Annotated in this window: 27 protein-coding genes and 1 other RNA gene; 15 read left to right on the forward strand and 13 right to left on the reverse strand. The window is 66.6% G+C overall.

The features are described 5' to 3' along the window. Positions 1-123: 123 nt before the first annotated feature. Positions 124-1,311: a DNA recombination protein RmuC gene (locus tag LGR44_RS02275; protein WP_226736757.1), complete on the reverse strand. Its 1,188-nt coding sequence runs from the start codon at positions 1,309-1,311 to the stop codon at positions 124-126. A gap of 87 nt (positions 1,312-1,398) precedes the next feature. On the opposite strand from LGR44_RS02275, the gene def reads away from it, so the two are divergent. The 4 genes from def to truA are packed head-to-tail and all read left to right on the forward strand — an operon-like array spanning position 1,399 to position 4,097. Next, on the forward strand, positions 1,399-1,920 hold the full coding sequence (def, locus tag LGR44_RS02280) for a peptide deformylase (protein ID WP_226736759.1): 522 nt from the start codon (positions 1,399-1,401) through the stop codon (positions 1,918-1,920). Continuing rightward, the gene (gene fmt, locus LGR44_RS02285) at positions 1,917-2,849 is read left to right on the forward strand and encodes a methionyl-tRNA formyltransferase (RefSeq protein ID WP_226736761.1); all 933 of its coding nucleotides are present in this window, start codon (positions 1,917-1,919) and stop codon (positions 2,847-2,849) included. Before def ends, fmt begins: the two co-directional genes overlap by 4 nt. Next, a complete protein-coding gene (locus tag LGR44_RS02290) occupies positions 2,846-3,352 on the forward strand; it encodes a GNAT family N-acetyltransferase (RefSeq protein WP_226736763.1) in 507 nt (168 codons plus the stop codon). The genes fmt and LGR44_RS02290 overlap by 4 nt, the downstream gene beginning before the upstream one ends. Before the next feature lies 1 nt (position 3,353). Next, positions 3,354-4,097 carry a tRNA pseudouridine(38-40) synthase TruA gene (gene truA, locus LGR44_RS02295; RefSeq protein ID WP_226736765.1) on the forward strand — a complete coding sequence of 248 codons (744 nt, stop codon included), beginning with the start codon at positions 3,354-3,356 and terminating at the stop codon, positions 4,095-4,097. 30 nt (positions 4,098-4,127) lie between these two features. On the opposite strand, the gene LGR44_RS02300 is transcribed toward truA, so the two are convergent. From LGR44_RS02300 to ffs, 9 genes are all read right to left on the reverse strand, one after another. Then, on the reverse strand, positions 4,128-4,718 hold the full coding sequence (locus LGR44_RS02300) for a hypothetical protein (RefSeq protein WP_226736767.1): 591 nt from the start codon (positions 4,716-4,718) through the stop codon (positions 4,128-4,130). 105 nt (positions 4,719-4,823) lie between these two features. Continuing rightward, positions 4,824-5,993: a succinyl-diaminopimelate desuccinylase gene (dapE, locus tag LGR44_RS02305; protein WP_226736768.1), complete on the reverse strand. Its 1,170-nt coding sequence runs from the start codon at positions 5,991-5,993 to the stop codon at positions 4,824-4,826. A 42-nt stretch (positions 5,994-6,035) separates the two neighbouring features. Beyond that, positions 6,036-6,485, reverse strand: a complete 450-nt coding sequence (locus LGR44_RS02310; protein ID WP_226736771.1) for a DUF805 domain-containing protein — start codon at positions 6,483-6,485, stop codon at positions 6,036-6,038. A gap of 183 nt (positions 6,486-6,668) precedes the next feature. Beyond that, complete coding sequence (locus tag LGR44_RS02315) at positions 6,669-7,160, reverse strand: DUF805 domain-containing protein (RefSeq protein ID WP_226736772.1); 492 nt, start codon at positions 7,158-7,160, stop codon at positions 6,669-6,671. Between the two features lie 58 nt (positions 7,161-7,218). After that, positions 7,219-8,061, reverse strand: coding sequence for a 2,3,4,5-tetrahydropyridine-2,6-dicarboxylate N-succinyltransferase (gene dapD / locus LGR44_RS02320; RefSeq protein ID WP_226736775.1), 843 nt, complete (start codon positions 8,059-8,061; stop codon positions 7,219-7,221). A 151-nt stretch (positions 8,062-8,212) separates the two neighbouring features. Then, the gene (gene recR, locus LGR44_RS02325) at positions 8,213-8,818 is read right to left on the reverse strand and encodes a recombination mediator RecR (RefSeq protein WP_226736777.1); all 606 of its coding nucleotides are present in this window, start codon (positions 8,816-8,818) and stop codon (positions 8,213-8,215) included. Between the two features lie 7 nt (positions 8,819-8,825). Next, positions 8,826-9,146, reverse strand: a complete 321-nt coding sequence (locus LGR44_RS02330; protein WP_226736779.1) for a YbaB/EbfC family nucleoid-associated protein — start codon at positions 9,144-9,146, stop codon at positions 8,826-8,828. A gap of 11 nt (positions 9,147-9,157) precedes the next feature. Continuing rightward, entirely contained in the window at positions 9,158-10,987 is a 1,830-nt protein-coding gene (locus tag LGR44_RS02335; RefSeq protein WP_226736781.1) for a DNA polymerase III subunit gamma/tau, read from the reverse strand. A gap of 46 nt (positions 10,988-11,033) precedes the next feature. Then, positions 11,034-11,130: signal recognition particle sRNA small type (gene ffs, locus LGR44_RS02340), an RNA gene on the reverse strand. A gap of 306 nt (positions 11,131-11,436) precedes the next feature. On the opposite strand from ffs, the gene LGR44_RS02345 reads away from it, so the two are divergent. Next, entirely contained in the window at positions 11,437-11,853 is a 417-nt protein-coding gene (locus LGR44_RS02345) for an HIT family protein (protein ID WP_226736783.1), read from the forward strand. A 6-nt stretch (positions 11,854-11,859) separates the two neighbouring features. Next, positions 11,860-12,762: an NAD(+) diphosphatase gene (gene nudC / locus LGR44_RS02350; RefSeq protein ID WP_226736785.1), complete on the forward strand. Its 903-nt coding sequence runs from the start codon at positions 11,860-11,862 to the stop codon at positions 12,760-12,762. Between the two features lie 5 nt (positions 12,763-12,767). Here the strand turns inward: nudC and LGR44_RS02355 are convergent, their stop codons facing one another. The 3 genes from LGR44_RS02355 to LGR44_RS02365 are packed head-to-tail and all read right to left on the reverse strand — an operon-like array spanning position 12,768 to position 14,895. Next, a complete protein-coding gene (locus LGR44_RS02355) occupies positions 12,768-13,304 on the reverse strand; it encodes a GNAT family N-acetyltransferase (RefSeq protein WP_226736786.1) in 537 nt (178 codons plus the stop codon). Then, a complete protein-coding gene (locus tag LGR44_RS02360; protein WP_264196278.1) occupies positions 13,301-14,155 on the reverse strand; it encodes a prephenate dehydratase in 855 nt (284 codons plus the stop codon). The genes LGR44_RS02355 and LGR44_RS02360 overlap by 4 nt, the downstream gene beginning before the upstream one ends. Then, positions 14,152-14,895 carry a 3-deoxy-manno-octulosonate cytidylyltransferase gene (locus tag LGR44_RS02365; protein WP_226736789.1) on the reverse strand — a complete coding sequence of 248 codons (744 nt, stop codon included), beginning with the start codon at positions 14,893-14,895 and terminating at the stop codon, positions 14,152-14,154. Before LGR44_RS02365 ends, LGR44_RS02360 begins: the two co-directional genes overlap by 4 nt. 289 nt (positions 14,896-15,184) lie before the next feature. Between LGR44_RS02365 and LGR44_RS02370 the strand changes: the two genes are divergently transcribed. The 9 genes from LGR44_RS02370 (at position 15,185) to LGR44_RS02410 (ending at position 26,227) form a co-directional block, all read left to right on the forward strand. Then, the gene (locus LGR44_RS02370; protein ID WP_226736791.1) at positions 15,185-15,784 is read left to right on the forward strand and encodes a c-type cytochrome; all 600 of its coding nucleotides are present in this window, start codon (positions 15,185-15,187) and stop codon (positions 15,782-15,784) included. A gap of 139 nt (positions 15,785-15,923) precedes the next feature. Then, the gene (locus tag LGR44_RS02375; RefSeq protein WP_226736794.1) at positions 15,924-17,768 is read left to right on the forward strand and encodes an extracellular solute-binding protein; all 1,845 of its coding nucleotides are present in this window, start codon (positions 15,924-15,926) and stop codon (positions 17,766-17,768) included. Continuing rightward, positions 17,765-19,630, forward strand: coding sequence for an extracellular solute-binding protein (locus LGR44_RS02380; RefSeq protein ID WP_226736797.1), 1,866 nt, complete (start codon positions 17,765-17,767; stop codon positions 19,628-19,630). The genes LGR44_RS02375 and LGR44_RS02380 overlap by 4 nt, the downstream gene beginning before the upstream one ends. A gap of 2 nt (positions 19,631-19,632) precedes the next feature. Continuing rightward, positions 19,633-20,037, forward strand: a complete 405-nt coding sequence (locus LGR44_RS02385) for a DUF4260 domain-containing protein (protein WP_226736799.1) — start codon at positions 19,633-19,635, stop codon at positions 20,035-20,037. Next, positions 20,037-21,149 (forward strand): microcin C ABC transporter permease YejB, encoded by a 1,113-nt coding sequence (locus LGR44_RS02390; protein ID WP_226736801.1) that lies wholly within the window; start codon positions 20,037-20,039, stop codon positions 21,147-21,149. The genes LGR44_RS02385 and LGR44_RS02390 overlap by 1 nt, the downstream gene beginning before the upstream one ends. A gap of 1 nt (position 21,150) precedes the next feature. After that, positions 21,151-22,317: an ABC transporter permease gene (locus LGR44_RS02395; protein ID WP_226736803.1), complete on the forward strand. Its 1,167-nt coding sequence runs from the start codon at positions 21,151-21,153 to the stop codon at positions 22,315-22,317. After that, entirely contained in the window at positions 22,314-23,942 is a 1,629-nt protein-coding gene (locus tag LGR44_RS02400; protein WP_226736805.1) for an ABC transporter ATP-binding protein, read from the forward strand. The genes LGR44_RS02395 and LGR44_RS02400 overlap by 4 nt, the downstream gene beginning before the upstream one ends. Positions 23,943-23,959: 17 nt before the next feature. Beyond that, entirely contained in the window at positions 23,960-24,964 is a 1,005-nt protein-coding gene (locus LGR44_RS02405) for a cation diffusion facilitator family transporter (protein WP_226736807.1), read from the forward strand. A gap of 42 nt (positions 24,965-25,006) precedes the next feature. After that, positions 25,007-26,227, forward strand: a complete 1,221-nt coding sequence (locus tag LGR44_RS02410; RefSeq protein ID WP_226736809.1) for a phosphopentomutase — start codon at positions 25,007-25,009, stop codon at positions 26,225-26,227. Positions 26,228-26,274 lie beyond the last annotated feature (47 nt).

A 26,274-nucleotide genomic window follows, 5' to 3' on the forward strand; every position in this document is an offset into this window, starting at 1 on the left:
AAAGCGCTCGCAGTGACGCTGCGCCTAGCATAACGCTGGAAGAACGTCGCGGCGTTCGAGGCAGTTCCACGCTTCGCCCGGGTTCCCTCCAAGGAGCGGGCGGGAGAATGCAGGCGGGCGGGCTCAGTCCACGGCCCGCAGGTTGCGCCCCTGAAGACGAAGCAGCTCGGCCCGGGCTCCCGCTTCGCCGTCCTCGAATTCGAGCATCTCGATCTTCTGGCCGCGCTTCACGATCTTGTCGGTCGAAACCCTGATCTGGGCCACGTCGTCCTGCGCCTGCCGGAAATGGGCGTCGAGCTTCGCCACGCGCCCGTCGAGCCGCTCGATATCCTCAAGAAGCTTCTGCACCTCGACCTGGATCACCCGCGCCTCCTCGCGGATGCGGGCATCCCGCACGAGGGCCTGCATGACCTGGATGGCGAGGGTGAGCAGCGACGGCGACACGATGACGATGCGGGCCCGGTGCGCCTTCTGCACCACATCGTCGAAATGCTCGGCCAGATCCGCATAGATCGACTCGGCCGGCACGAACAGCATGGCGATGTCCTGCGTCTCGCCCGGGATGAGGTATTTCTCGGCGATGTCCTTCACGTGGACGAGCATGTCGCTGCGCACCTTGGCGGCCGCCCGCAGGCGGGTGTCCTCCCCCTTCGCGTCCCGAAACTGGGTGAAGCCTTCGAGAGGGAACTTGGCGTCGATCACGAGGCCCCTGTCGTCTCCGGGCAGGCGGACAAGGCAATCGGGACGGGTGCGGTTGGAGAGCGTCGGCTGGAATTGGAAGGCGCTCGGGGGCAGACCGTCCCGGATGATGGCCTCCATGCGGCCCTGGCCGTAGGCGCCGCGGCTCTGCTTGTTGGAGAGGATGTCCTTCAGCCCGACGATCTGGCCGGTGAGGTCCGTCAGGTTCTTCTGCGCCGCGTCGATGACGGCGAGCCGCTCGTTGAGCCTGGAGAGGTTTTCCGTTTGGTGCCGGGCGGTGGCTTCGAGCCCCTGCCCCATCCGGTGCTGCAGCCCGTCGATCCGCTCGGAGATCAGCCGCACGAAATCGCTCTGCCGGGTGCCGAACACCTCCGCGATGGTCTGCATCCGCCCGGTCATCTCCGCCTGGATCCGGGTCAGTTCGGAGACCTTGTCGTCCATCTCCCGGGCGCGCTCGTCCGCGATGGCCGCCTCCAGGGTCCGCTCCCGCCGCGTCTTGAGGAGGAGCAGGGTCACGACGAAGAGAAGAAAGATGCTCGTCGCCGCTGCTCCGATCACGATCTGACCCAGCGTCAGGGGATGGGAGCCGATACTCAGGACGACATCGTTCATGGACGTGGAACTTCCGGTTGACGGGAGCATCCGAACATAAGACGAACGATTTGACCATCCCGACCCGAGCCCTTATCTCCCGCGATCATGACCATCAAACCTCTCGTCATCCTCCCCGACCCCAAGCTCCGCGTGATGTCGGAGCCCGTGAAAGAGATCACGGACGAAATCCGGCAGCTCGCCGACGACATGCTGGAGACCATGTACGACGCCCCCGGCGTCGGCCTCGCCGCCATCCAGATCGGCGTGCCCCTGCGCATGGTCACCATGGACGTGTCCAAGACCGAAGGCGAGCGCGAGCCGATGGTTCTGATCAACCCCGAGATCCTGTGGGCCTCGGAGGAGAAGCGGGTCTACGAGGAAGGCTGCCTGTCGATTCCCGAATATTACGAGGAGGTCGAGCGGCCGGACCGGGTGCGGTTCCGCTACATGAACCTCAAGGGCGAGATCGTCGAGCAGGACGCCGAGGATCTGATGGCGACCTGCGTGCAGCACGAGATCGACCATCTCAACGGGGTGCTCTTCATCGACCACCTCTCCAAGCTCAAGCGCGACCGGGTCATGACCAAGTTCAAGAAGGCCGCCAAGCGCGGAGCAGGCGGCGCATGAGCCTTCGCGTCGTCTTCATGGGAACGCCCGATTTCGCCGTGCCGACGCTCTCCGAGATCGTCGGCCAGGGACACGAGGTCGTGGCGGTCTATACCCGTCCGCCCGCCGCCGCAGGACGCGGGATGGAGCTGAAGCCCTCCCCCGTCCACAGGATGGCGGAACGGTTCGGGCTCCCGGTCCTGACGCCGAAGACCCTGCGCAGCGACGAGGCCGCCGAGACCTTCCGGGCCCATGGGGCCGATGTGGCCGTGGTGGTGGCCTACGGCATGATCCTGCCGAAGCCGATCCTGGAAGCGCCGGAACTCGGCTGCCTCAACCTTCATGCCTCCCTCCTGCCGCGCTGGCGCGGCGCGGCCCCGATCCAGCGGGCGATCATGGCCGGAGATGCCGAGACCGGCGTCGCGGTCATGAAGATGGAGGAAGGCCTCGACACCGGGCCCGTCGCCATGGCCGAGCGCGTGGCGATTGCCCCCGACATGAATGCCGGCGAGCTGCACGACAGGCTGATGGTTCTGGGTGCCGACCTCATGGTGCGGGCGCTGGCCGCCCTCTCCCGCGGGGGCCTGAGCTTCACGCCTCAGCCCGAGGAAGGCGTGACCTATGCCCACAAGCTCGCCAACGAGGACGGACGGATCGATTGGGCGAAGCCCGCCCAGGCGGTGCACGACCATATCCGCGGCCTCTCCCCCTTTCCGGGCGCCTTCTTCACCGCGGATTTCGGCAAGGGCACCGAGCGGGTGAAGGTTCTGCGGGCGGCGAAAAGCGAGGGCGCGGGCGCACCGGGAAGCCTCGTCGATGCCAAGGGCGTCGTGGCCTGCGGCGACGGGGCGGTCCGGCTGATCCAGGTCCAGCGCGCCGGCAAGGCTCCCATGAGCGCCGAGGAGTTCTTCCGCGGCGTGCGGCTCGAGCCCGGAGCCCGTTTCGCATGACGTCCTCGGTGCAGGTCCGCCCCGCCGAGCCCGGCGACCGGTCTGCGATTCACGCGATCCATGTCGCCGCCTTCGGGCAGGAGGCGGAGGCCGAGCTGGTGGAGCGGCTGGAGAGAGACGGCGACCTGACCCTGTCCCTCGTCGCCTGCACCGACCGGCCCGTCGGCCATATCGCCTTCTCACGCCTGAGCCTTGTCGAGATGCCGTCCATCGGGGCCTGCGCCCTGGCGCCCCTGGCCGTCGATCCCCACGCGCAGAAGCAGGGCATCGGCGCCGCCCTGGTCGCCGACAGCCTGCGGCGGCTGTCGCAATCCGGATGGGACCTGGCCCTGGTCCTCGGCGACCCCGCCTATTACGGCCGCTTCGGTTTCGCGCCGGAGGCGGCAAGGGCATTCGAGACGCCCTATGACGGCCTCTATCTCCAGGCCCTTCCCCTCTCGGACAGGGGCAAGGAGGCACGCGGGCCGGTCGCCTACGCCCCCGCCTTCGCGGAGCTGTCCTGACATGCCCCGCTTCAAGCTCGTCGTGGAATATGACGGCACGCCGTTCACCGGCTGGCAGCACCAGACCAACGGTCTCTCGGTGCAGCAGGCGGTCGAGGAGGCGATCGAGAAATTCGCAGGGGAAAAGGTGCGGGTCCATTGCGCCGGGCGCACCGACTCGGGCGTCCATGCGACGCATCAGGTCATCCACGTGGATCTCGGCAAGGATTGGCGCACGGACACGGTCCGCGACGCGACCAACGCGCATCTGAAGCCCGCCCCCGTGGCGATCCTGGCGGCGGAGCAGGTGGCGGACACGTTCAATGCCCGGCTCTCGGCCGTCAAACGCCACTACGTCTACCGGATCCTCAACCGTCGGGCGCCGGCTGCCCTCGAGGTCAACCGGGTCTGGCACGTGGCATGGAAGCTCGATGCCGGCGCCATGCACGAGGCGGCCCAGGCGCTCATCGGGCGGCACGACTTCACCACGTTCCGCGCCGCCGAGTGCCAGGCGAACAGCCCGATCCGCACCCTCGACCGGCTCGACGTGGAGCGGATCGGCGACGAAATCCGTGTCTACGCCTCCGCCCGCTCCTTCCTCCACCATCAGGTCCGCTCGATGGTCGGCACGCTGGAGCGGGTCGGGGCCGGCCGCTGGGCCGTGGAGGACGTACGGGCGGCGCTGGATGCGCGGGACCGCAAGCGCTGCGGTCCCATGGCCCCGTCGACGGGGCTCTACCTGATCGGCGTCGATTATCCCGACTAGAGCATCGTGCGAAAAAGTGGGTCCGGCGCTTCAGCCGAGCAGGCCCCGCATCGCGCTTCCCACGACGGAATTGAGCACGAGCCCGAGGATAACGATCCCGAAGGCGATGAGGCCGTGCACGCCCAGCGTCGCCTTGGTGGCGAACCATTGCAGCCGCAGGACGATGATGGAGAACGCGAGGCCGAACAGGCTGGCCAGAGCCGGCGTCGCCCATCCCAGCAGCAGGAGCATGGCCGGAACCGAGAGCACCAGCATTCCGGCGACCGTGATCCAGTTCGTGACGATGACGAAGGGCACGTAGCGGTGAGTGAGCCGCAGGCCCCGGGTCACCCAGATCATGGCCACCGGCAGGGCGATGAAGCCCGCCACGTGACCGAGCGCCACCACCGCATCGATCCAGACGCTGTCGAGCAGGGTCCGGTCCGGGTCCACAAGGCCGAGGCGAAGCCGCTCGAAGGCCAGGGAGACGATGTAGGCGGGAAGCGTCAGCCAGATCGCCGAGAAGGAGCGCCAGAACCCGCGCTCGCTCATGTCGAAGGATTTCAGCCCCTCCGCTCTGCTGTTGAGCAGATCGATGGTTCCCTTGAACGAGCGGTTTACTTCATCGGCGGTGACGATCATGAACAGCCCCCGGGATTGCGGTTTTCTCACGCAAAACCGGCCAAGGCCGCAAATCGTTCCGACCCGATATCGACTTTAGTCGAATATCATCCCGCTTGGGTAGGCTCAGGGAGACCGGGTGAAATAGGCGTCCAGCACCTTGCGGTAGATTCCCGCAAGCCGGTCGAGATCGGCGACGGCGACCCGCTCGTCGACCTGGTGCATGGTCTGTCCGACGAGGCCGAACTCGACGACCGGACAGTCCTTCACGATGAAACGCGCATCCGACGTGCCGCCCGTGGTGGAGAGGGCGGGACGCTGTCCCGTCTCTGCCTCGATGGCATCACTGATAAATCCGACGAAGGCGTTTGGTTCGGTGAGGAAGGCCACGGCGTTGGTGGGTTCAACAACAAGTGAGTAGCGCACCGTATTTCCTGCCGCCTCGCGCAGGCGCCGCGCGATCTCGTCCTCGAGGCTCTGCGGGGTCCAGAGGTCGTTGAAGCGGATGTTGAACGTCGCCCGCGCCTCGGCCGGGATGACGTTCGTGGCCGGGTTGCCCACATCGACCGTCGTGACTTCGAGATTGGAGGCGTCGAAATGCTCGGTGCCCTTGTCGAGCGGCTCGCGCAGCAGACCGTCCAGCAGGCGCATCATTCCGGGGATCGGGTTGTCGGCGAGATGCGGATAGGCCACGTGCCCCTGCTTGCCCTCGACGACGATCCGGCCGGTGAGCGAGCCGCGGCGGCCGATCTTGATCATGTCGCCGAGCCGGTTGGGATTCGTCGGCTCGCCGAGGATGCAATGGCTGAAGCGCTCGCCCCGCGCCTTCGCCCATTCGAGCAGTTTCACCGTGCCGTTGACGGCAGGGCCTTCCTCGTCGCCGGTGATGAAGAAGCCGATGGAGCCGCAGAAATCGGGCCGCTCACGGATGAAGTCCAGCGCCGCCGCCATCATGCAGGCGATGCCGCCCTTCATGTCGACCGCGCCGCGCCCGTAGAGTTCACCACCGACGATCTCGCCGCCGAACGGATCGTGCCGCCACCGGCTCGCATCGCCGGGCGGCACCACGTCCGTATGGCCCGCGAAGAGCAGGTAGGGCTCTCCCGAGCCGTAGCGGGCATAGAGGTTCTCCACGTCCGGCGTGCCGGGTGCCGAAAAGACCGGCCGGTGCACCTCGAATCCCGCTTCCTTCAGCACGCCCTCGATGAAAGCGAGCGCCCCGCCCTCCTCGGGCGTCACGGAAGGGCAGCGCAGGAGGGATTGGGCGAGGGAGAGGGGCGAGGTGCTGTGCGTCATGCTTCCATGAAGCACGATCGGGCTGGAAATCAATTCCAATATTCACTTCGAAGGGAGTCTCGAATCGAAACCGCGCGCGAGAGGATCTTCCCCGAACCTGTTCGGCCCTGCGCTGCCCGGCAGGATGCCGAGCTCGATCAGGAACCAGATGCTGACAGCCCACGAGAAAAGAGTTCCGGCAAGAACGATGAGGCGATTCTGCATCGCTTCGGCAGGTGCTAAAATCAGCGCGGGAGCCAGCAGGTACAACAGCAGCCAGCCGCTCTTGTCCCGGTCATGAAGCCTCTTCGCACTGACTGCGAAGCCCGAATAGACGACAACGAGAAAGACAAGAGCCAGGACAGCGTAATCAGTCCAGCCCCGCCCATCGTCCAGATAACCGATGCTCACGCCCAGGACAGCAACAATCCCCGTGAGAACGAGCATCGCGAACCAGTACCGTGCACGGTTGATGCGTCCACGGAAGCTGAAGAAAAGGGCGAAAGCACTCACCGGACACCGCCTTAGTGATATCTTATATCATATCTATGCGGTGTCTTAGGGAGATCAAGTCGCCCTCGGTGCTCCTATCGCACGGTTCGTGGCGCCGGTCTCGGCGCAGGTCCACGCATCGGCTCGCCTCAAGATGACCGTGCGGTGGAGACAGGGTCGGCATGCCAGCCGGTCCACCTCATGTCAGTTCCGCGACATGAGGCGCATCTCCTCCATGGCGTCCTCCACGCGTGGATCAGGGCCCGATTCGTTGGAGCCATTTGGGCCCCGAATAACGCCAAACTGAAAGAGAACAAACGCCAGTGCTGCTGAGGCTGGACTGGCTGGCAGCAAGTACATCGGATCCTTGAGCATGATCGGCAAAATGTGTCCGATCCACCAACCGCTCAGCCCGACGACACCAAACCCCAAGGCACCCCACCACCCGTTCAGGCCCCTGTCTCGCGCGCGCCGGACATGCAGGGACAGGGCCGAGACGGTCAATGCGATCACAGCACTGATGAGAAGACACTTCTTGAAGGCTTGAGCGTAAAGATGCCCGCCCGATTTCAGGACGATGGAATCCGCAATGAAGAAGACAGTCAGAAAGGCGAGGATGTTGAAGACCAATCCGCCCCAATACACCGTGCGTCGGATTCGCCCGAAGAAGCTGAAGAAAAGCCTGAGATAGTTCATAGCCCACCTGATTTGATGATATGATATATCATCAAATCAGGTGATGGCACCAGACTGGTCAGTCCCGCAGCAGCTCGTTGATGCCGGTCTTGGCGCGGGTCTGGGCATCGACGCGCTTCACGATGACGGCGCAGTAGAGCGATGGGGTGGGCGTGCCGTCCGGCTGCGGCTTGCCGGGAAGGGAGCCGGGCACGACCACCGAGTAGGGAGGCACCCGGCCGACGAAGACCTCGCCGGTGCTGCGGTCGATGATCTTGGTCGAGGCCGAGATGAAGACGCCCATGGAGAGCACCGAGCCTTCGCCCACCACGACGCCCTCGACCACCTCGGAGCGGGCGCCGATGAAGCAGTTGTCCTCGATGATGGTGGGATTGGCCTGGAGCGGCTCCAGCACGCCGCCGATGCCGACGCCGCCGGAGAGATGCACGTTCCTGCCGATCTGGGCGCAGGAGCCGACCGTCGCCCAGGTATCGACCATGGTGCCCTCGTCCACATAGGCGCCGAGATTGACGAAGGACGGCATCAGGACGACGCCCGGCGCGATATAGGCGCCGCGGCGAACGGTGCAGTTCGGCACGGCGCGAAAGCCCGCCGCCTTGAATTCGGTCTCGGTCCATCCGTCGAACTTCGACGGCACCTTGTCCCACCAGACCGCATCGCCGGGACCGCCCTTGATGACGGTCATGTCGTTGAGGCGGAAGGAGAGCAGCACGGCCTTCTTCAGCCACTGATGCACCTGCCAGTCGCCGCCGGTTTTCTCCGCCACGCGGGCCTTGCCGGAATCGAGAAGGTGGAGCGCCTGCTCCACGGCCTCGCGAACCGCGCCCTTGGTGGAGGGGTTCACGTTGGCCCGGTCTTCCCAGGCGGCGTCGATGGTTTGGGCGAGGTCGGTGTTGGACATGGATCACTCGGGAAAGGGCTGAGATGGGGAGTGATTAGCAACGGCGGCCGAGCCTGTCACCTGAGACTCTGCCTCAACGGCAGGCAGGCCAGGGCGCCGGCGCCCGGACGCGCGGGAACGGGTCCCTCGGCCTTGAAGGATGGCGGAGGCTTCAAAAGCTCGTGCGCTGCCGGATCGCGGCCGACAGGGTGCCCTCGTCGAGATAATCGAGCTCGCCGCCGACGGGGACGCCGTGGGCGAGCTTCGTCACCTTCACCGGCAGATGGCCGAGGAGTTCGGTGATGTAATGGGCCGTCGTCTGCCCATCGACGGTGGCGTTGAGGGCGAGAATGACCTCCGTGACGCCGGGCTCCGAGGCGCGGGCGACGAGGCGGTCCAGGTTGAGGTGCTCGGGCCTGACCCCGTCGAGGGGCGAGAGAACGCCGCCGAGCACATGGTAGAGCGCATTCACGGCGCCGGAGCGCTCGAGGGCCCAGAGGTCCGACACGTCCTCCACCACCACGAGGATCGAGGCGTCGCGCCTCGGGTCCTTGCAGACGGTGCAGGGGTCGGACGTGTCCACGTTGCCGCAGGACGAGCACACCACGATCCGCTCGTTGGCGACGCGCATGGCGTCGCTCAGGGGATTGAGCAGGGTCTCGCGCTTCTTGATGAGGTGCAGCGCCGCGCGTCGGGCCGAGCGGGGGCCGAGGCCCGGCAGGCGGGCCAGCAGCTGGATCAGGCGCTCGATTTCAGGTCCGGCAACGTGTTGGGCCATTCAGTCCTCAGAACAGCTTCATGCCGGGCGGCAGCGGCAGGCCCTTGGTCAGCTCCGCCATCCGCTCCTGCGCGGCCCGGTCGGCCTTGCCGCGGGCATCGTTCATGGCGGCGACGATGAGGTCTTCGAGAATTTCCTTCTCGTCCGGGTTCATGAGCGAGGAATCGATGCTGATCCCCCGCATCTCGCCCTTGCCGGACACCTTCACGGTCACGGCGCCGCCGCCGGCCGTGCCCTCGACCTCCACGTTCTCCAGCTCGGCCTGAGCATCCTGCAGCTTCTGCTGCATCGCCTGAGCCTGCTTCATGAGTCCCATGATGTCCTTCATGTCCGTTCCCTCTAATCCAGATCGTCGTCGGCTTCGGTCTCGTGCGCGTCGATCGCATCGGCCTCGCCGAGGATCTCCGCTTCGGCGTCGATCACGCCGCCCTCGTCCGCCTTGTCGGAGCGCTCGACCACGTTGACGATCTTCGCTCCCGGAAATTTGGCGAGGACCGCCTGAACGAGCGGATGGCTCGCCGCGCCTTCCTTGCGCTCCCGCTCGGCGGTGGCCGCCTGCTCGTGCAGGGTCGGCGCCCCCTCTTCCGAGGACAGGGCGACCATCCAGCGCTGCCCCGTCCAGAGCTGGAGGGCGCGGGCAAGATCGTTGGCGATGGTGCGGCTGCCGCCCTCGGCGAGGCTGAGCTCGATGCTGCCCTCCTCGAACCGGACGAGACGGACATCCCGCTCGAGGGCGGACTTGAGAACGATCTCCCGCTTCTCCCCGGCGAGGGCGACCACGTCCTCGAAGCGGCGCAGGCGCAGGGCCGGCGCGCCCCCGGAGGGGTCGGGCCTCGGCTGCGGCCTGGGCTGGGACGTGGCGAGCGCCATGTTGCCCGACGTGGCGGGAGGGGATGGGCTGGCGGACGGTGCCGGCGGGCCGCCGGCGGGCAGCGGCGCGCCGTCCTTCAGGGCGCGAAGAGCCTCGTCCGGGGTCGGCAGGTCGGCCGCATAGGCCAGGCGGACGAGCACCATCTCGGCCGCCGCGACGGGGCGGCTCGAAGCCTGGACCTCGGGAATGCCCTTCAGAAGGATCTGCCAGGCGCGGGACAGGGTCCGCACGGTGAGCTTCTGGGCGAAATCCGTGCCCCGGCTCCGCTCGATCTCCGACAGGGCCGGATCCTTGGCCGCATCGGGGATCAGCTTCAGGCGCGTGACCACGTGCGAGAAGGCGGCGAGATCCGACAGGATGACGCCGGGATCGGCGCCGGAATCGTATTGCGCGCGCAGGCCCGCGAAGGCCGCCGGCACGTCGCCGCGCATGACCGCCTCGAACAGGTCGATCACCTGGGTGCGGTCGGCGAGGCCCAGCATGTCGCGGACGGTCTCGGCCTGCACGATTCCCGCCCCATGGGCGATGGCCTGATCGAGCAGGGACAGGGAATCGCGCGCCGAGCCCTCGGCCGCGCGGGCGATGGCGGCCAGCGCCTCCTGATCGGCGGTGACGCCTTCCGCGTCGCAGATGCGGCCGAGATGGGCCACGAGCTTGTCCGCCTCGATGCGGCGCAGGTCGAAGCGCTGGCAACGGGACAGGATCGTGACGGGAACCTTGCGGATCTCGGTGGTGGCGAAGATGAACTTGGCGTGCGGCGGCGGCTCCTCCAGCGTCTTCAGGAAGGCGTTGAACGCCTTCTCCGAGAGCATGTGGACCTCGTCGATGATGTAGACCTTGTACCGGGCCGAAACCGGCGAGTAGCGGATGCCGTCGATGATCTGGCGAACGTCGTCGATGCCGGTATGGGACGCGGCGTCCATCTCCAGCACGTCCACGTGGCGCGATTCCATGATCGCCTCGCAGTGGAGGCCGAGCTCGGGCATGTGGATCGTCGGGCCGCCGGTGCCGTCGGGCTTCTGATAGTTGAGGCCGCGGGCGAGAATGCGGGCGGTCGTGGTCTTGCCGACGCCGCGCACCCCGGTCAGCATCCAGGCCTGCGGAATGCGCCCGGCCTCGAACGCGTTCGAGAGCGTGCGGACCATCGCTTCCTGGCCGATCAGATCGTCGAAGGTGCGGGGGCGGTATTTCCGGGCGAGGACGCGGTAGGGCGAGGCCGGCGCCGCCACGGGCGCAGGAGGGAAACCCGGCAAGGCCGGCTCGTCGATCAGGGGCGTGCCGGCTGTGGTTTCGTCCATCGGCTGCAAGGCTTGGGATCACATTGGGCGCTTGCGGAAGCGCCGGGGTGGGAGGCTGGACGAAGACCCGTTCGGTCTCGTTAGGGCTGCTTCCTTCCGGACCTGACCCGGTTGGCGAGTGAGACGTCCCTCGCCAACCTCCCACCGCCTATATGAGGGTTTCGCAATCCGAACGCAAGCCGCATTGAGCCGCAGTGGCGACTCGGTTCGAAGTTCGGCCAAGCGTGACGCCCTGTCATTCCGGGGCCGCGCAAGCGGAACCTGGAACCCATAAACGCAGCGATGCGGAATGAGGCGGGACGTTCGCCGCTCATTTCTGAGGCGCAGGCGGCTATGGGTTCCGGGCCTGGCTCCGCCATCCCGGAATGACGGCGCACTCACTCACCACCGAGGATGCAGGCTCAAGTCGGGGATAGGCATTGGCCGCCAAGCTCGGCTAACGTGGCGCCATGACCTCAGCCTTCCAGCTCGATTCCCGGCTCGACGCCGATACGATCCCGATCGGGGACCTCTCCCTGTCCTCGGTCCTGCTCCTGAACGACGCCCGTTTTCCCTGGTTCGTGCTGGTGCCCCGCATCGGCGGCGCCAGCGAGCTGACGGACCTCTCGGACGAGCAGGCCGTGCAGCTGATGCAGGAGATCCGAATCGCGACCAAGGTCATGACCGCCCTCTCCAAGCCCGACAAGGTGAATGTGGGCGCCCTGGGCAACATCGTCACCCAGCTCCATGTCCATGTGATCGGGCGCTTCCGCTCCGATCCTGCCTGGCCGGGGCCTGTCTGGGGCCATGGCACCCGGACGCCCTATCCGGCCCACGCCGCCACCGCCCTGATCGAACGCGCCGCCACCCTTTTCGCAGAAGCCTGACCCTCCATGACCATGCCGATCGGCTACATCACCAACCCCCTCGTGCGCCACAGCTCCGAGCGCGACCCGAGCCTTCTCGACCGGTTCGCCAAGGACCCGCAGACCGCCATGGTGCTGGTGGCGGGCGACCTGCCGATCCTCCTGGCCGGAGAGCCCGGCACGGGCCTGCTGCCGGCCTCGACTCTGGGGCGCCTTTCCGCCCACAAGGAACAGGTCTTTCTCGGCACCATGGGCGGCCGTCCCGTCGTCGCCACCCTGGCGGCGCCGGAGGCGGCGGAGCTGTTCCAGGACGATCCGTCCTTCGCGGTGGCCGACCTGCGCTCCATCGCGGTCCGCGGCCTCGTGCCGGCGGAAGAGCTCGGTCTGCTCGCCATGGCGAAATCCATGCTCGACTGGCACAACCGGCACCGCTTCTGCGCCAATTGCGGGGCGCCCACGCAAGCCGCCCAGGCCGGTTTCCGCCGCGACTGCGCCGCCTGCGGCGCCCAGCATTTCCCCCGGACCGACCCCGTCGTGATCATGCTGGTCTCGCGCGGGGACAAATGCCTGCTCGGCCGTCAGGCCCGTTTTCCGGAAAAGATGTATTCCTGCCTCGCCGGCTTCCTGGAGCCGGGTGAGACCATCGAGGCCGCGGTTCGGCGGGAAACCTTCGAGGAGGCCGGCATCCGCGTCGGCGAGGTGCGCTACCTCGCGTCCCAGCCCTGGCCCTTCCCCTCCTCCATCATGATCGGCTGCGTCGGCGAAGCGCTGACGGACGAGATCGACATCGACAAGGACGAATTGGAGGACGCCCGCTGGTTCACCAAGGACGATATCCGCCGCATGTTGGACGGCACGCACGAGGATTTCGCCGCGCCCTCCCCCATCGCCATCGCCAACCACCTGATCCGCGAATGGGTAAAGGCCTGAGCGCCTCAGGTAGAATGCGGGATGGGCTCGAAACGATAGGCGACCTCGGTCACCATCTGCCCGCGCAGGTCGAAGGACTGCTCGCGGCCGGCAACGCCTCCGAGCGCCTCGTAGAAACGGCGGGCCGGGAGGTTGTCCTTCAGAACCCATAACCCGGTGGAGCCGAAGCCCTGCTCGGCCAGGTGGCCGAAGATGCCGGCCATCAGCCTGCGGCCGATGCCCTGCCGCTTCACGCGATCGAGCAGGTAGATGGCGAAGATCTCGGTCTCGGTTCCGAGAAGATCGGCGCCCTTCGGACTGACGGGCCCGCCGCGGGCGAAGCCGACGATCTCCCCGCCGAGCGCCTCGGCGACGAGGAGCTTCCCCTTGGGGTCGGGCGTGGCCAGAATCGACCGCCACATCCGCGCCCGCTCCTCGACCGAGAGACCGGCAAGGGCCTCGGGCGACAGGAAGTCCCCGTAGGATTCCCGCCAGCCCTGGACGTGGACCCGGGCGATGCCCTCCACATCCGCTTCGCGGCCGTCGCGGACGATGACCGTCACTCCGCCGCTTCCTTGATCTTCTCGCGGAAGGGATCGGCCGGATAGACGCCGAGGATGCGCAGTTCGCGCGAGAAGAACTCGAGCTCTTCGAGCGCCAGCTTGAGGTTCGGGTCCTCCGGATGGCCGTCGACCTCGGCATAGAATTGAGTGGCCGTGAAATCGCCCTCGAGCATGTAGCTTTCGAGCTTGGTCATGTTGACGCCGTTCGTCGCGAAGCCGCCGAGCGCCTTGTAGAGCGCGGCCGGGAGGTTGCGGACGCGGAAGATGAAGGACGTGACCGCCGGCCCCTGTCCGGCCGGAGCCCATTGCGGCGTCTTGGACAGGATGACGAAGCGGGTCGTGTTGTGCGCCTCGTCCTCCACGTCCTCGGCCAGGATCTTCAGGCCGTAGATCTTGGCCGCCATGCGGGGCGCGAGGGAGGCCTTGGTCGGGTCCTTCCACTCGGACACCTCCCGGGCGGAGCCCGCGGTGTCACCCGCCACATGGGCCTTGAGGCCGAGCTTGCGGATGATCTTGCGGCACTGGCCCAGCGCGTGGACATGGCTGTGCACGCTCTTGATCGTGCCGAGGTCGGCCTCGGCCACGCTCATGAGCTGGAAATGGATGGGAAGGAAGTGCTCGCCGACGATGTGCAGGCCCGAGGTCGGCAGCAGGTGGTGGATGTCCGCCACGCGGCCGGCGATCGAGTTCTCGATCGGGATCATGGCCAGCCCCGCCTGCCCCTCGATCACGGCCGCGAAGGCATCCTCGAAGGTCGCGCAGGGCAGGATCTGCCAGTCGGGACGGGCCTCCTCGCAGGCGGTGTGGGAATTGGCCCCGGGCTCGCCCTGGAACGAAATGATCTTGTTCATGATGTTCTCCGCGCAGAAATGATGTCGCGCGCCCTTTCCAGATCCTCGGGAGTATCGACCCCCAGCGGCACGTCGTTCACCACGACGGCATCGATGCGCATGCCCGCCTCCAGCGCGCGCAGCTGCTCCAGCTTCTCGCGAAGCTCGAGCCGGGACGGAGGCAGGCCGACGAACCGTTGCAGAGCCCTGCGGCGATATGCGTAGAGCCCGATATGATGGTAGAGGGCCCCTTCGCCGTAGGGTGCGGTGGCGCGGGTGAAGTAGAGGGCGCGGAAGCGGCCGGGCGCGACTTCGCTGCCCACCATCTTGACCACGTTCGGATTGGTCCGTTCCTCGTCCCGGTGGATGAGGGCCACCAGGGTCGCGAGATCGACGGTCGCGTCCGCGAGGGGCGTGACCGAGGCCGCGATGGCGGCGGGATCGATGGTGGGCAGGTCACCCTGGACGTTCACGACCACGTCGTGCCGCCCCTCCGGATCGAGCTTTTCCACAGCCTCGAAGATGCGGTCGGAACCCGAGGCGTGGTCGGCCCGGGTCATGACCGCCGTCCCTCCCGCCCGAGCGACGGCGTCGGCGATGTCCGGGGCGTCGGTCGCAACGGCGACGGGGCCGATTCCCGCCTCGACCGCCCTGCGCCAGACATGGACGATCATGGGCTCGCCCGCGATGTCGGCCAGGGGCTTGTTCGGCAGGCGGGTTGCGGCGAGGCGCGCCGGGATCAGGACGAGAGGATCGGACATGGAGGACGCTCGGATGGAAGCTGCGCGTCCTTAACAAGGCGTGGCCGTTTTGTCATGGGCGCCCTGACGTCTTCCCGTCCTGCGGCAAGGCGCCCTACGGGGTGGCCGCGACCGTTTCGGGCCCTAAAGATCGCTCTGCGACGACGAGACCGGCGAAAACACCAGAAAACCCCATTGTCAAAACCCTATCTCTACGGCTAAGCAACGCCCCGTCGCGGGCACCCGCCCGCGCTCGACCCACCCGTTGCGCTGGTTCCGCCGGTTTCCCAAGGCGAGGAGAGCCTAATTCATGAATATCGAGACCAATAAGATCGCGGGCGCCGTCTTCGGTACGCTTCTCTTCGTGGTCGGCGTCAACGTCATCGCTGGCGGCCTGTTCGCCCCCGAGAGGCCCGAAGTCGCGGGCTACGATCTTCCGGCTCCCGACGAGGCCGCCGGCGCAGGCGCCGCTCCGGCCGCCCCGGCCGAGCCTCTCCCGGTTCTCCTGGCCCGGGCCGACCCGGCCAAGGGTCAGGCCCAGGCGCGCAAGTGCGCCTCCTGCCACACCTTCGAGAACGGCGGCGCCAACAAGGTCGGCCCGAACCTCTACGGCATCGTCGGCCGCCCCGTCGCCTCTCACGCCGGCTTCAACTACTCGGCGGCCCTGAAGGAAAAGGGCGGCGAGTGGACCTATGAGGCGCTCGACGCCTTCGTTCACAATCCGAAGCAGGCCGTCCCCGGCACCATCATGGCCTTCGCGGGCATTGCCACGGCCCAGGACCGTGCGGATCTCCTCGCCTATATGCGGACCCTCTCCGACAACCCTGTGCCGCTTCCGGCGGCCGAGCCTGCGGCCCAGCCTGCCGCTCCGCCGGCTGGTCAGCCTGCCGCTCAGCCTGCCGCTCAGTAAGACGGCGAAGCGATCTCTCGCAATCTTGAAGCCGGGCCCTGGCGGCCCGGCTTTTCTTTTGCGCCTCGTCCCTTGCGCTCGTCGGGTTCTGGACAAAAATGTACCTGACCGATGGAAGCCCCGACGAGGGAGACGCTTTTTGTTCCGAACCATTCTGCTGAGCCTCCTGGCCGCGTGCCTGGCTTCTTCTCCCCTTGCGGCCCAGGAAGCGCGGTGGCGGCATGGCTCCGGTCTGCTCGAAGAGCCCAAGTACCCCCCGGATTTCAAGCATTTCGACTACGTGAACCCGAACGCCCCGAAGGGCGGGCTGGTCCGGCTCGGCGCCCAGGGCACCTTCGACAGCTTCAACATCGTGGTCGCCGGGGTCAAAGGCGCCCCGGAGCAGGGCCTCGGGCTCGTCTACGAGACCCTGACCACCTCCTCCCTCGATGAGCCGAGCGCCTCCTACGGCCTCCTGGCCGAGTCCTTCTCCTATCCCGAGGACTACTCGTCCGTGACCTTCCGCCTGCGCCCCGAGGCGCGCTGGCACGACGGCAAGCCGGTCACGGCGGAGGACGTCATCTTCTCCTTCGAGACCCTGAAGGAGAACAGCCCGACCTACGCCTTCTATTACGCCAATGTGACCAAGGCCGAGAAGGTGGGCGAGCGCGAGGTGCGGTTCACCTTCGACGAGAAGGGCAACCGCGAGCTGCCGCAGATCATGGGGCAGCTTCTCGTGCTTCCGAAGCACTGGTGGGAGGGCACGGCGCCGGACGGGCGCAAGCGTGACATCACGCAGACCACCCTCGAACCGCCGCTGGGCTCGGGTCCCTACCGCCTCAAGAGCTTCGAGGCCGGGCGCAGCGCCACCTACGAGCGTGTGAAGGACTATTGGGGCGCGAACCTCAACGTGAATGTCGGGCAGCACAACTTCGACGAGATCCGCAACGAGTACTACCGGGACGCGACGGTGCTGCTGGAGGCTTTCAAAGGCGACCGGATCGACTTCCGCACCGAGAACAGCGCCCGCAACTGGGCCACAGGGTACGACTTTCCGGCCCGCCGGGAAGGCCGCGTGATCCTGGAGGAGTTCCCCCTGCGCGCGACAGGCGTCATGCAGGCCTTCGTGCTGAACCTGCGGCGGGACAAGTTCAAGGACCAGCGGGTGCGCCGTGCCCTCAATCTGGCCTTTCCCTACGAGGAGATCAACAAGACCATCTTCTCCGGTCAGTACGAGCGGGTCTCGAGCTACTTCCACGGCCTGGAGATCGCATCCTCGGGCCTGCCGGAGGGACAGGAACTGGCGATCCTCGAAAGCGTGCGCGACAAGGTGCCGCCTCAGGTCTTCACGACATCCTACACCAACCCGGTCAGCGACTCGCCCACGGCGATCCGCGAGAACCTGCGCGAGGCCGACAGGCTCCTGCGCGAGGCGGGATGGGAACTGAAGGACCGCCGCCGGGTGAATGCCAAGGGCGAGACCCTGACGATCGAGCTTCTGGCCGATTCCCCGAACGACGAGCGCGTCTTCCTGCCCTACAAGGCGGCGCTCGACCGCCTGGGCATCGTCACGTCGGTGCGAACGGTCGACGACGTCCAGTATGTCAACCGCGTCCGCTCCTTCGACTTCGACGTCATCTCCAGCGTCTGGCCCGAATCCCTGTCCCCGGGCAACGAGCAGCGCGAATACTGGGGCTCCCAGGCGGCGCAGCGGGAGGGCTCGCGCAACCTCGCCGGCATCGCCGATCCGGGCGTCGACGCCCTCATCGACCGGGTCATCTTCGCCAAGGACCGCGCCGAGCTGGTGGCCGCCACCAAGGCCCTGGACCGCGTTCTGCTCGCCCACGACTACATGGTCCCGCAATGGACCTATCTGAAGCAGCGGACCGCGCGATGGGACCGCTTCAGCCATCCCGAAACGATGCCGCGCTACGGCGGAGCCGCCTTCCCCACCATCTGGTGGTACGACGAGGCCAAGGCCGCCAAGACCGGAGCACCCCGATGACGCAGCCGACACGCCGAACCCTTCTCCAGAGCGGTGTGGCCGCCATGGCCCTCGCCGGCCTGCCCCGCTTCGCCTGGGCGCAGGAAGGCGGCGAGACCGAGACCCATGGCCTCTCCAGCTTCGGCGACCTGAAATACGGCCCCGACTTCAAGCATTTCGCCTATGTGAACCCCGCGGCCCCCAAGGGCGGCACGCTTGCGGTCCAGATCAAGCAGGCCATCGGCAATCAGAACTTCGACACCTTCAACACCCTCAACATCTACGTGCTGAGGGGGGACGGCGCCGCCGGCATGAGCGGCACCTTCGACACCCTCATGGCCGGATCGGGCGACGAGCCCGACGCCCTTTACGGGCTCGTCGCCAAGAGCATCCGCATCTCCGACGACAGGCTGACCTACCGCTTCATCCTGCGCCCCGAGGCGCGCTTCCATGACGGATCGCGGCTGACCGCGCGGGATGCGGCGTTCTCCTTGAACGTGCTCAAGGAAAAGGGGCACCCGATCTTCCGCTCCATCCTCACCCAGATGGCTTCCGCCGAAGCGGAGGCGGAGGACGTGCTGCGGGTGCAGCTCTCTCCGGAGCGGAGCCGGGACCTGCATCTGACCGTCGCGGGAATGCCGATCTTCTCCGAGCGCTACTGGCAGGGACGCGACTTCGAGGCCTCCACCCTGGAAGCGCCGCTCGGCTCGGGCCCTTACAAGGTCGGACGGTTCGAGCAGGGGCGCTTCATCGAGTTCGAGCGCGTGCCGGATTACTGGGCCAAGGATCTGCCGGTGAATGTCGGCCAGAACAACTTCGACCGCATCCGCTACGAGTACTTCCGCGACCGCACGGTCGCCTTCGAAGCCTTCAAGAACGGCACGCTCAACTTCCACGAGGAATACACCTCGCGGATCTGGGCGACGGGATACGACTTCCCGGCCGTCCGCGAAGGACGCGTGAAGAAGGAGGAGATCCCGAACGAGTCCCCGGTCTCCATCCAGGGCTGGTACTTCAACACCCGCCGCGACGCCTTCAAGGACCCGCGCATTCGGGAAGCCATCGGCCTCGCCTTCGATTTCGAATGGACGAACACGAACATCATGTTCGGCGCCTACGAGCGCACCACGTCGTATTTCGAGAACACCGACATGAAGGCGGTCGGTGCGCCCTCTCCCGAGGAGCTGGCGCTCCTGGAACCGTTCCGCGACAAGCTTCCCGCCTCCGTCTTCGGCGAGCCGCCCGTGCCGCCGGTCTCCGACGGCTCGGGGCAGGACCGCAGGCTCCTGCGCCGCGCGGACGAGCTCCTGCGGGCGGCCGGATGCAAGCGCGAGGGCGGCGTGCTGAAACTGCCGAACGGGCAGCCCTTCACCATCGAGTTTCTCGATTTCCAGTCCGCCCTGCAGCCGCATACCCAGCCGTTCCAGGCCAATCTGAAGCGGCTCGGCATCGAGGCCCGGTCGAGGATCGTGGATGCGGCCCAGTATCAGCGCCGGATGGACGAGTTCGACTTCGACATGGCAAGCCGCAGCCTCGGCGGTTCGGCGACGCCGGGCGACGGCCTGCGCATCGTCTATGGCTCGCAGGCCGCGCAGACGCCGGGAAGCCGCAACATCGCAGGAATCGCCCATCCCGCCGTGGACGCCCTGATCGAGCGCATCTCCCAGGCCAAGACCCGGCCCGACCTCGTCATCGCCTGCCGGGCGCTCGACCGGGTTCTCCGCTCCGGCCATTACTGGGTTCCCATGTGGTACAAGGCCGAAGACTGGCTCGCCTATTGGGATCAGTTCTCCCGTCCCGAAACGAAGCCGCGCTTCGGATCGGGCGCACCTGGAATATGGTGGTATGATGCGGAGAAGGCGAAACGGATCGGACGAGGATAAGCTTGGAGAGACTACTCGAAACACCTGCCGTGACCGGCGCTCCCCGAGTGTTCCTGCGTGCGGAAGGCGTGGCGCTGCTCGCCGCGGCGACGGCGGCCTACGGCCTCACGGGCCTGTCCTGGTGGCTTTACGCGATCCTGTTCTTCGCTCCCGATGCAAGCTTTGCCGCCTATGGGGCTGGTCCTCGGCTGGGGGCTATGGTCTACAATATCCTGCATTCGACCGTCGGACCGGCGGCCCTGGCCGGGGTTGGGCTGTTGCTCGACAGCCCTATCTTCCTGGGCATGGCCGCGATCTGGGCCGCTCATATCGGGTTTGACCGCATGTTAGGATACGGCTTGAAATACGCCTCCGGCTTCAGCGACACCCATCTCGGCCGCATCGGCCGTGCACGGGCGGGTGCTTGATGCTCGCATACATCGCGCGCCGCATCCTCCTCATGATCCCGACCCTTCTGGGGATCATGCTCATCTCCTTCGTGATCGTGCAATTCGCCCCGGGCGGCCCTGTCGAGCGCATCATCGCGCAGCTGCAGGGACAGGATTCGGGCGCCACCTCCCGCATCTCCGGCGGCGGCGGCGACTTCTCGGGCGGGCAAGGCGCCCCCGGAGGCGGCGGCGGAGACACCACCTCCTCCCGCTATCGCGGCGCGCAGGGCCTCGACCCGCAATTCATCAAGCAGCTGGAGACCCAGTTCGGCTTCGACAAGCCGGCCCACGAGCGCTTCCTCAAGATGCTCTGGGATTATGCCCGCTTCGATTTCGGCAAGAGCTATTTCCGCGACATCTCGGTGCTGGAGCTCATCAAGGAGAAGTTGCCGGTTTCGATCTCCCTCGGGCTCTGGATGACGCTCCTGTCCTATGCCATTTCGGTTCCGCTCGGCATCAAGAAGGCCGTGAGGGACGGTTCCACCTTCGACATCTGGACATCCGCCGTCGTCATCGTCGGCTATGCGATTCCGGGCTTTCTCTTCGCGATCCTCCTGATCGTGCTCTTCGCGGGCGGCTCCTTCTGGCAGATCTTCCCCTTGCGCGGCCTGACCTCGGAGAACTGGGAGCAGCTCTCGCTCGCGGGCAAGATCCTCGACTATTTCTGGCACATCGCCCTGCCCATCACCGCCATGGCGCTGGGCGCCTTCGCCACCTCGACCCTGCTCACGAAGAACTCGTTTCTCGACGAGATCCGCAAGCAATACGTGCTCACCGCTCGGATGAAGGGCCTGTCGGAACGGCAGGTGCTCTACGGCCACGTCTTCCGCAACGCCATGCTGATCGTGATCGCGGGCTTCCCGGGCGCCTTCATCGGCGCGTTCTTCGCCGGCGCTCTCCTCATCGAGACGATCTTCTCCCTCGACGGCCTGGGCCTTCTCTCCTTCGAGTCGATCGTGAACCGCGACTATCCCGTGGTCTTCGCCAATCTCTACATCTTCTCGCTCGTGGGCCTCGTGGTGAACCTGGTCTCGGACCTCACCTATACCTGGATCGATCCCCGCATCGATTTCGAGACACGGGAGGCATGAGATGAACGAGAACGTTCCCGTCGTCTCCCCTGCCGCCAGCATCCCGGTGGCGCCGCCGCTTCCGCGCCAGGGCTTCATCCGTCTTTCGCCGCTCAACCGGCGCCGGCTGGAGAACTTCAAGGCCAACCGGCGCGGCTACTGGTCGTTCTGGATCTTCTTGGTGCTCTTCACCTTGAGCCTGTTTGCGGAATTCATCGCCAACGACAGGCCGATCCTGGCCTCCTACAAGGGCGAGCTGCTGTACCCGGCCTTCGTCGACTATCCGGAGGAGAAATTCGGCGGCTTCCTGGCGCAGACCGATTACCGCGATCCCGTCATCTCCCAGGAAATCCAGGAGAACGGCTGGCTCCTGTGGGCGCCGATCCGCTTCTCCTACAACACCCACAATCTGGACCTGCCGGTGCCCGCCCCGGCGCCTCCGACCTGGATGCTGACGGACGAGCAGTGCCGCCCGATCGCGGAGCGCACCGGCGGCACCGGCTGCAGCGACATCGAGTGGAACTGGCTCGGCACCGACGATCAGGGCCGGGACGTGGTGGCGCGCCTGATCTACGGCTTCCGCATCTCGGTTCTGTTCGGCCTTGCGCTCGCCAGCATCTCGTCGGTCATCGGGGTCCTGGCCGGCGCCGTGCAGGGCTATTTCGGCGGCTGGGTCGACCTTCTCTTCCAGCGCTTCATCGAGATCTGGACCGCGATTCCGGCGCTCTACCTGCTGATCATCATCTCGTCCATCATCACGCCGAGCTTCTTCGTGCTCCTGGGCATCCTGCTGCTCTTCTCCTGGGTCTCCCTCGTGGGCGTCGTGCGGGCGGAATTCCTGCGGGCCAGGAACTTCGAATATGTGCGCGCCGCGCGCGCCCTCGGGCTGTCCAACGCCACCATCATGTTCAAGCATCTCCTGCCGAATGCGATGGTGGCCACGCTGACCTTCCTGCCCTTCATCCTCAACGGCTCGATCACGACCCTGACCTCCCTCGACTTCCTCGGCTTCGGCCTGCCTCCGGGATCTCCGTCGCTGGGTGAGCTGCTCGCTCAGGGCAAGGCCAACCTTCAGGCGCCGTGGCTCGGGCTCACCGGCTTCTTCGTGATCGCGCTCATGCTGAGCCTCCTCATCTTCGTCGGCGAGGCCGTGCGCGACGCCTTCGACCCCAGAAAGGCCTTCCGATGACGGAGCCCCTTCTTTCGGTTCAGGATCTGTCGGTCGCCTTCCGCCAGGGAGAGCGGGACACGCTTGCGGTCGACCGCATCTCCTTCGACATCAGGGCTGGCGAGACGGTGGCGCTCGTCGGCGAATCCGGCTCCGGCAAGTCCGTCTCGGCCTTGTCGATCCTCAAGCTCCTGCCTTATCCGACCGCACATCATCCGTCCGGGCGCGTCCTCTTCAAGGGCAAGGACCTGATCGCCGCCGACGAGAACGAGATGCGGAAGGTTCGCGGCGACGACATCGCCATGGTGTTCCAGGAGCCGATGACATCGCTCAACCCGCTCCACACCATCGAACGGCAGGTGGGCGAGATCCTCAAGCTCCATCGCGGCATGTCCGATCGGGATGCCCGCGCCCGCACGCTCGAACTCCTCGACCTCGTCGGCATCCGCGACGCGGAGAGCCGGCTCGGCGCCTATCCGCATCAGCTCTCCGGCGGCCAGCGTCAGCGCGTCATGATCGCCATGGCGCTTGCAAACGAGCCGGATCTCTTCATCGCCGACGAGCCGACGACGGCTCTCGACGTGACGGTTCAGGCCCAGATCCTGAAGCTGCTCGCGGAGCTCAAGAGCAGGCTCGGCATGGCCATGCTGTTCATCACCCACGATCTCGGCATCGTCCGCAAGGTGGCGGACCGTGTCTGCGTCATGCTGCAGGGCAAGATCGTGGAGCAGGGAACGGTCGAGGAGGTGTTCGGCCATCCCCAGCATCCCTACACCCAGAGGCTTCTGGCAGCGGAGCCGAAGGGCCGCGGCAATCCCGTGCCGACCGATGCGCCGGTCGTCGTCGATGCGGGCCCGATCAAGGTGTGGTTTCCGATCAAGCGCGGCTTCTTCCGCAAGACCGTCGGCCATGTGAAGGCCGTCGACGGCGTGTCCGTGCGCATCCGCAAGGGGGAGACCGTCGGCGTGGTCGGCGAGTCGGGGTCCGGCAAGACGACTCTGGGACTTGCGATCCTGCGGCTCGTCGCGTCGGAAGGGCCGGTCGTCTTCCTCGGCAAGCGCATCGACGGTCTTCGCGCGAACGAGATCAGGCCGATGCGCAAGAACCTGCAGGTCGTGTTCCAGGATCCCTACGGCTCCCTGTCGCCGCGCATGTCGGTGGCGGAGATCGTCGAGGAAGGGCTGCTCGTGCAGGACAAGGGCCTTTCCTATGGCGAGCGGCGCAACGTGGTCGCCCGCGCCCTGCACGATGTGGGGCTCGATCCGGCGACGATGGACCGCTACCCGCACGAATTCTCGGGCGGTCAGCGCCAGCGCATCGCCATCGCCCGCGCCATGGCCCTGGAGCCGGAATTCATCATGCTCGACGAGCCCACCTCCGCTCTCGACATGTCGGTCCAGGCGCAGATCGTGGAGCTTCTGCGCGACCTCCAGAAGCGCCGCAATCTCGCCTATATGTTCATCAGCCACGACCTGAAGGTGGTGCGGGCGCTCGCGAACCACGTGGTGGTCATGCAGAACGGCCAGATCGTCGAGGAGGGTTCGGCCGAGAGCATCTTCGCGGAGCCGAAGACGGAGTATACCCGGGCTCTCTTCGCCGCGGCCTTCAACCTCGAGACGGTCGGAGCCGGCGCCGTCAGGCAGTGAGGCTGGGCGGTCGGACCATGCACGCACATCACCACCAAGCAGGCCATTCCCACCACGACCATGCCCATCAGGCCGGGCATGGCCGCGCCTTCGTCATCGGGATCGTTCTCAATCTCGGCTTCGTCATTATCGAAGCCGTCTATGGGTTCCTCGCGGATTCCATGGCGCTCCTGTCGGATGCGGGCCATAACCTGAGCGATGTGCTCGGCCTCGCCATCGCCTGGGGCGCGGCCTTGCTCACCAAGCGCAGCCCGACCGAGAGATTCACGTATGGATTGCGTTCGAGCTCGATCCTCGCGGCTCTCTTCAACGCGCTCCTGCTCCTGGTCGCGGTCGGCGGCATCGTCTGGGAATCCATCAGCCGCCTGATGAACCCTGCTCCTGTCGCGGCCTTCACGGTCATGATCGTGGCCGGCATCGGGATCATCGTGAACGGCTTCACCGCCTTTCTTTTCATGCGCGGCAGCCACCAGGATCTCAACATCCGCGGCGCCTTCCTGCACATGGTGGCCGACGCGGCGGTTTCGCTGGGCGTCGTGCTTGCCGGTGCGGCGATCCTGTGGACCGAAGCGACCTGGATCGACCCCGTCCTCAGCCTCGTCATCGCCGGCGTCATCGTCTGGAGCACCTGGGATCTGCTGCGCCAGTCCCTGACGCTGTCGCTCCATGGAGTGCCGCAGGGCATTGGCGTGGCCGAGGTTCGGCGGTTCCTGGCCGAACTCCCGGGCGTCGCCCGCGTGCACCACCTGCACATCTGGGCCATGAGCACGACCGAGACCGCCCTGACGGTGCACCTGGCCATGCCCGGTGGCCACCCCGGAGACCGTTTCCTGGCCGACGTGCAGCGGGAGTTGCAGGAGCATTTCGGCATCGGGCACGCGACGATCCAGATCGAAATCCATGCCTCCGGCGGGTCCTTGCATGGCCCGGAATGCCCGCCCAGGCCCCATGCGCACGATGATGAGGGGCACGCCCATGAGGGACACCCCCACGGCGAGCAGGGGTCGCCACTGCGGCCGTAATGCAGTATCGGTCGTGACTCCCTGACCCGAAGGACAGACACCATGCCCCGCGCCCTTCTCATCGTGCTCGATTCCGTCGGCATCGGCGGAGCGCAGGACGCTGCCGCCTATGGCGATGCGGGCGCCGATACGGTCGGGCACATTGCGGAGGCCTGCGCCACGGGCCGCGGCGACCGGGCGGGCCTGCGCCAGGGTCCGCTCCATCTGCCCCATATGGCGGCGCTCGGCCTCGGCCTCGCCTGCGAGGCGTCCACGGGCAGGATCCCGCCCAATCTGGAGCCGAAGGGCCCCTTGAAGGGCGCCTGGGGCTACGGCATCGAGACCTCGAAAGGCAAGGACACACCCTCGGGTCACTGGGAGATCGCAGGCGTGCCGGTCGCCTTCGACTGGGGCTACTTCCCGAACACCGTTCCGTCCTTTCCGAAGGAGCTGACGGATGCGCTGATCGAACGGGGCAAGCTTCCCGGAATTCTCGGCGACAAGCACGCGTCGGGCACGGAGATCATCGACGAGTTCGGCGCCGAGCACATGCGGACGGGAAAGCCGATCTGCTACACCTCCGTCGACAGCGTGCTGCAGATCGCCGCCCATGAGGAAACCTTCGGGCTGGAGCGGCTCTACGACCTCTGCCGCATCGGGCGCGAGCTCTGCGACCGGTACAAGATCGGCCGGGTCATCGCCCGCCCCTTCGTCGGCTCGCCCGAGGAGGGCTTCAGGCGCACGGGCAACCGCAAGGATTTCGCCACCCCTCCCCCATCCGACACCATTCTCGACACGCTGGCGAAGGCGGGCCGCCCGGTCGTCACCGTCGGCAAGATCGGCGACATCTTCGCCCACCGCGGCACAGGGCGGGAAATCAAGCCCAACGGCAACGACGCCTGCCTGTCGGCCGCCATCGACGCCATGCGGGGTCTGGGCGACGGCGGCTTCGTCTTCGCCAATCTGGTCGATTTCGACAGCGAGTACGGCCACCGCCGCGACATTCCCGGCTATGCGGCGGCGCTGGAGGCCTTCGACCGGCGCGTTCCGGAGATCGAGGCCGTCCTCGAACCGGGCGATCTCGTCATCATCGCCGCCGATCACGGCAACGATCCCTCCTGGCAGGGCACGGACCACACGCGGGAGAACATCCCGATCCTGTGCTTCGGGCCGGAGGTCGAGCCGGCCGCCATCGGCAAGCGCAGCAGCTTCGCCGATATCGGAGCCAGTGTGCTGGCCCATCTCGATGTCGGCCATGCGGGAAAAGGCCGATCCTGGCTCTAGACGCCCGGCGTGGACCGGGGGTCATTGACGCGCCCGCAACTTTGGAT

Origin of the sequence: Microvirga lenta, assembly GCF_020532555.1 — a bacterium.
GTDB classification, from domain to species: domain Bacteria; phylum Pseudomonadota; class Alphaproteobacteria; order Rhizobiales; family Beijerinckiaceae; genus Microvirga; species Microvirga lenta.

What these genes read in the sequence shown, in the direction of transcription:
- LGR44_RS02275 (WP_226736757.1), bottom strand. Translation starts at nt 1,311, where the DNA reads ATGAACGATGTCGTCCTGAGTATCGGCTCCCATCCCCTGACGCTGGGT.
- def (WP_226736759.1), top strand. Translation starts at nt 1,399, where the DNA reads ATGACCATCAAACCTCTCGTCATCCTCCCCGACCCCAAGCTCCGCGTG.
- fmt (WP_226736761.1), top strand. Translation starts at nt 1,917, where the DNA reads ATGAGCCTTCGCGTCGTCTTCATGGGAACGCCCGATTTCGCCGTGCCG.
- LGR44_RS02290 (WP_226736763.1), top strand. Translation starts at nt 2,846, where the DNA reads ATGACGTCCTCGGTGCAGGTCCGCCCCGCCGAGCCCGGCGACCGGTCT.
- truA (WP_226736765.1), top strand. Translation starts at nt 3,354, where the DNA reads ATGCCCCGCTTCAAGCTCGTCGTGGAATATGACGGCACGCCGTTCACC.
- LGR44_RS02300 (WP_226736767.1), bottom strand. Translation starts at nt 4,718, where the DNA reads ATGATCGTCACCGCCGATGAAGTAAACCGCTCGTTCAAGGGAACCATC.
- dapE (WP_226736768.1), bottom strand. Translation starts at nt 5,993, where the DNA reads ATGACGCACAGCACCTCGCCCCTCTCCCTCGCCCAATCCCTCCTGCGC.
- LGR44_RS02315 (WP_226736772.1), bottom strand. Translation starts at nt 7,160, where the DNA reads ATGAACTATCTCAGGCTTTTCTTCAGCTTCTTCGGGCGAATCCGACGC.
- dapD (WP_226736775.1), bottom strand. Translation starts at nt 8,061, where the DNA reads ATGTCCAACACCGACCTCGCCCAAACCATCGACGCCGCCTGGGAAGAC.
- recR (WP_226736777.1), bottom strand. Translation starts at nt 8,818, where the DNA reads ATGGCCCAACACGTTGCCGGACCTGAAATCGAGCGCCTGATCCAGCTG.
- LGR44_RS02330 (WP_226736779.1), bottom strand. Translation starts at nt 9,146, where the DNA reads ATGAAGGACATCATGGGACTCATGAAGCAGGCTCAGGCGATGCAGCAG.
- LGR44_RS02335 (WP_226736781.1), bottom strand. Translation starts at nt 10,987, where the DNA reads ATGGACGAAACCACAGCCGGCACGCCCCTGATCGACGAGCCGGCCTTG.
- LGR44_RS02345 (WP_226736783.1), top strand. Translation starts at nt 11,437, where the DNA reads ATGACCTCAGCCTTCCAGCTCGATTCCCGGCTCGACGCCGATACGATC.
- nudC (WP_226736785.1), top strand. Translation starts at nt 11,860, where the DNA reads ATGACCATGCCGATCGGCTACATCACCAACCCCCTCGTGCGCCACAGC.
- LGR44_RS02360 (WP_264196278.1), bottom strand. Translation starts at nt 14,155, where the DNA reads ATGAACAAGATCATTTCGTTCCAGGGCGAGCCCGGGGCCAATTCCCAC.
- LGR44_RS02365 (WP_226736789.1), bottom strand. Translation starts at nt 14,895, where the DNA reads ATGTCCGATCCTCTCGTCCTGATCCCGGCGCGCCTCGCCGCAACCCGC.
- LGR44_RS02370 (WP_226736791.1), top strand. Translation starts at nt 15,185, where the DNA reads ATGAATATCGAGACCAATAAGATCGCGGGCGCCGTCTTCGGTACGCTT.
- LGR44_RS02380 (WP_226736797.1), top strand. Translation starts at nt 17,765, where the DNA reads ATGACGCAGCCGACACGCCGAACCCTTCTCCAGAGCGGTGTGGCCGCC.
- LGR44_RS02390 (WP_226736801.1), top strand. Translation starts at nt 20,037, where the DNA reads ATGCTCGCATACATCGCGCGCCGCATCCTCCTCATGATCCCGACCCTT.
- LGR44_RS02395 (WP_226736803.1), top strand. Translation starts at nt 21,151, where the DNA reads ATGAACGAGAACGTTCCCGTCGTCTCCCCTGCCGCCAGCATCCCGGTG.
- LGR44_RS02400 (WP_226736805.1), top strand. Translation starts at nt 22,314, where the DNA reads ATGACGGAGCCCCTTCTTTCGGTTCAGGATCTGTCGGTCGCCTTCCGC.
- LGR44_RS02405 (WP_226736807.1), top strand. Translation starts at nt 23,960, where the DNA reads ATGCACGCACATCACCACCAAGCAGGCCATTCCCACCACGACCATGCC.
- LGR44_RS02410 (WP_226736809.1), top strand. Translation starts at nt 25,007, where the DNA reads ATGCCCCGCGCCCTTCTCATCGTGCTCGATTCCGTCGGCATCGGCGGA.